This is a genomic window from Streptomyces sp. SM1 (assembly GCF_002910825.1).
Lineage (GTDB): Bacteria > Actinomycetota > Actinomycetes > Streptomycetales > Streptomycetaceae > Streptomyces > Streptomyces okerensis.
Window position 1 is genome coordinate 1 of sequence record NZ_NEUB01000242.1, and the last position, 2,315, is coordinate 2,315.

4 protein-coding genes are annotated in these 2,315 nt (G+C 74.3%); 2 read left to right on the plus strand and 2 right to left on the minus strand.

Features of this window, described 5'->3' with window-relative positions; genetic code table 11:
- The coding region (locus B9S61_RS05645) for a GntR family transcriptional regulator (RefSeq protein ID WP_146064724.1) at positions 1–267 on the minus strand (267 nt) is incomplete at its 3' end.
- Positions 268–302: 35 nt separating this feature from the next.
- Between B9S61_RS05645 and B9S61_RS05650 the strand changes: the two genes are divergently transcribed.
- The gene (locus B9S61_RS05650; protein WP_103541197.1) at positions 303–992 is read left to right on the plus strand and encodes a pyridoxamine 5'-phosphate oxidase family protein; all 690 of its coding nucleotides are present in this window, start codon (positions 303–305) and stop codon (positions 990–992) included.
- Positions 992–1,618 carry an FMN-binding negative transcriptional regulator gene (locus tag B9S61_RS05655; protein WP_103541198.1) on the plus strand — a complete coding sequence of 209 codons (627 nt, stop codon included), beginning with the start codon at positions 992–994 and terminating at the stop codon, positions 1,616–1,618. The genes B9S61_RS05650 and B9S61_RS05655 overlap by 1 nt, the downstream gene beginning before the upstream one ends.
- A gap of 145 nt (positions 1,619–1,763) precedes the next feature.
- Here B9S61_RS05655 and B9S61_RS05660 read toward each other — a convergent pair.
- Positions 1,764–2,315 (minus strand): DMT family transporter (locus tag B9S61_RS05660; RefSeq protein WP_181007260.1); only part of this gene is annotated, 552 nt, incomplete at its 5' end.

The following is a 2,315-nucleotide window of genomic DNA, read 5'->3' on the forward strand; positions in this document are numbered from 1 at the left end:
CTCCACCCGCATGAAGTCGCGCGCCGTGGTGGCCGGCTTGGGCCGCACCCGGCTGCCCCGCCGCCCGGCCGTCTCGATGACCCCGCGCTCCCGCAGGGTCCGGTACGCGGCCGCGACGGTGTTCGGGTTGACGTCGAGTCGTTCCGCCAACCCCCTGATAGGGGGGAGGAGTTCACTCGGCTTCAACTCCCCCTCACCTACCGCGCGCTCGATGCTCGCGGAAATCTCCGCCGCACGCCGCCCACTGATCCGATACTCTCCTAGCACAAACCTTATTATGCACTAGTGCAATGGAGAGCGTCATGCAGGGGACCCCGCCACCGCAGCAGCGGCCCGCCACCGCCACCTATCCGCCCACGGAGCGCACCGTCCCCACCCGCTCCCCCGACCGCGCCGCCTACGACAAGGACCTGGTGCACGCGATACTCGACGAGGGCTACGTCTGCCACCTCGGTTTCGTCCGGGACGGCGCGCCGGTGGTGCTGCCGACGCTGTACGGCCGGATCGGTGAGGTCCTCTACGTCCACGGCTCGACCGCCTCGCGGCCGCTGCGTGCGGCCGGCCGGGCCGACGCCGGCCTCCCGGTCTGCCTGACCGTCACCCATGTGGACGCTCTGGTGCTGGCCCGCTCGGCCTTCCACCACTCGGTCAACTACCGCTCGGTGGTGGTGCACGGCCTCGCGCACGACGTGACCGACCCCGAGGAGAAGCGGCAGGCGCTCGACGCCCTGGTCGACCACGTCGTACCGGGCCGCGCCGCCGACTCCCGGCCGGCCGACAGGAAGGAGCTCGCCGCCACCGCGGTGCTCCGGCTCGAGCTGTCCGAGGTCTCCGCGAAGCTCCGCACGGGCGGCGTCAACGACGAACCCGAGGACCTCGGCCTGCCGCACTGGGCCGGTGTCGTCCCCCTGCGCAAGGGCTACGGCACGCCGCTCGCCGACCCGGGCCTGGCTCCCGGTACCGCCCTGCCCGGCTACCTCGCGGCCCTGTGATGCTGATCCACCCGTGGGACGCGCCCCGCGACGACGACTGGCAGCGGTGGCTGACCACGCACGACTTCGGCCAGCTCGCGGTCAACGGCCCACCGGGCGAACCGCCGTACGTCCAGCCGTTGCACTTCGCCTACGACACCGCGCGCGGCGAGGCGGTCACCCACCTGGCCCGGCCGAACCCGCTCTGGCCGGCCGTCGAGGCGAACCCGGACGTCCTGCTGAGCGTCGTCGACGACTACGTCTATGTGCCGGGCCCCTGGCAGGCCGAGCCGGGCAGCCCGCCGGAGCACGGGGTGCCGACGAGCCTGTACGCCGCCGTCCAGCTGCGGTGCCGCGCCCACGTCGTGGACGATCCGGCGCGGAAGGCCGCTCTGCTGAACCGCCAGACGGGTCACTTCCAGCCGGAGGGCGGCTCCGCGCGGGCGGCGGGCGAGGAACCGTACGGCAGGCTGCTGGCGGGTATCCGTGGGCTGCGGCTCGAGGTGACCGGCGTACGGGCGAAGTTCAAGTACGCGGGCAAGCGCTCGGAGGAGGTACGCGACCGGATCGCGGCGGGGCTTGCGGAGCGGGACGGCACCCGTGACCCGGAGGCCCGCGCGCACATCCTGCGCCGGCGCACGGGCTGACCCGGGACACCGGCGAACTTCCTCGCCGGGACCTTGACCCGGGACACCGGCCGCCCGTCCGCCCGAGTCCCGGCACGTGGTCCGGCCGAGGCCCCGGCGCACCGCGCGGTCCGGGGGCCCTCCCACCGGGAGGGCCCCCGGGCCCTCACACGGTCACGGATGCGGCCTCCCCCCTGGGGGCCCGCGCACCCCGTGCCTCACCCACCGCGAGCCCCGCGACCGAGCCCAGCATCAGCAGGGTGCCGGCCAGGGTGCCCAACGTCAGCCGCTCGCCGAGCAGGGTCACCGCGAGCACCGCGGCACTCACCGGCTCCAGCAACATGATCACGGACACGGTGGCCGACCGCACGACGGCGGCACCGGCGAAGTAGAGCCCGTACGCGAGCGCCGTCGGCACGGAGGCGACGTACAGCAGGAGGCAGAGCAGCACACCGGGCGCGTCGGTGTGCGGCACCAGTCCCTCGGCCGCGGCGAACGGCAGCAGCACCACGCTGGTGACGGCGAACGCCCCCACGGTGGTACCGGAGGAGTCCACCGCGCCGTCGCGTCCCCACCAGCGGGTGAGCAGGGTCATCGTCGAGTAGCCGGCCGCGGACAGCAGGGCGAGCAGGACGCCCCAGGTGTCCACGGTGGCGTCCCCGCCGCCGAGGGCGAGCACCGCCAGTCCGGCGAGCGCGCCCGCGACGGCGGCCAGCCC

What these genes read in the sequence shown, in the direction of transcription:
- B9S61_RS05650 (WP_103541197.1), top strand. Translation starts at nt 303, where the DNA reads ATGCAGGGGACCCCGCCACCGCAGCAGCGGCCCGCCACCGCCACCTAT.
- B9S61_RS05655 (WP_103541198.1), top strand. Translation starts at nt 992, where the DNA reads ATGCTGATCCACCCGTGGGACGCGCCCCGCGACGACGACTGGCAGCGG.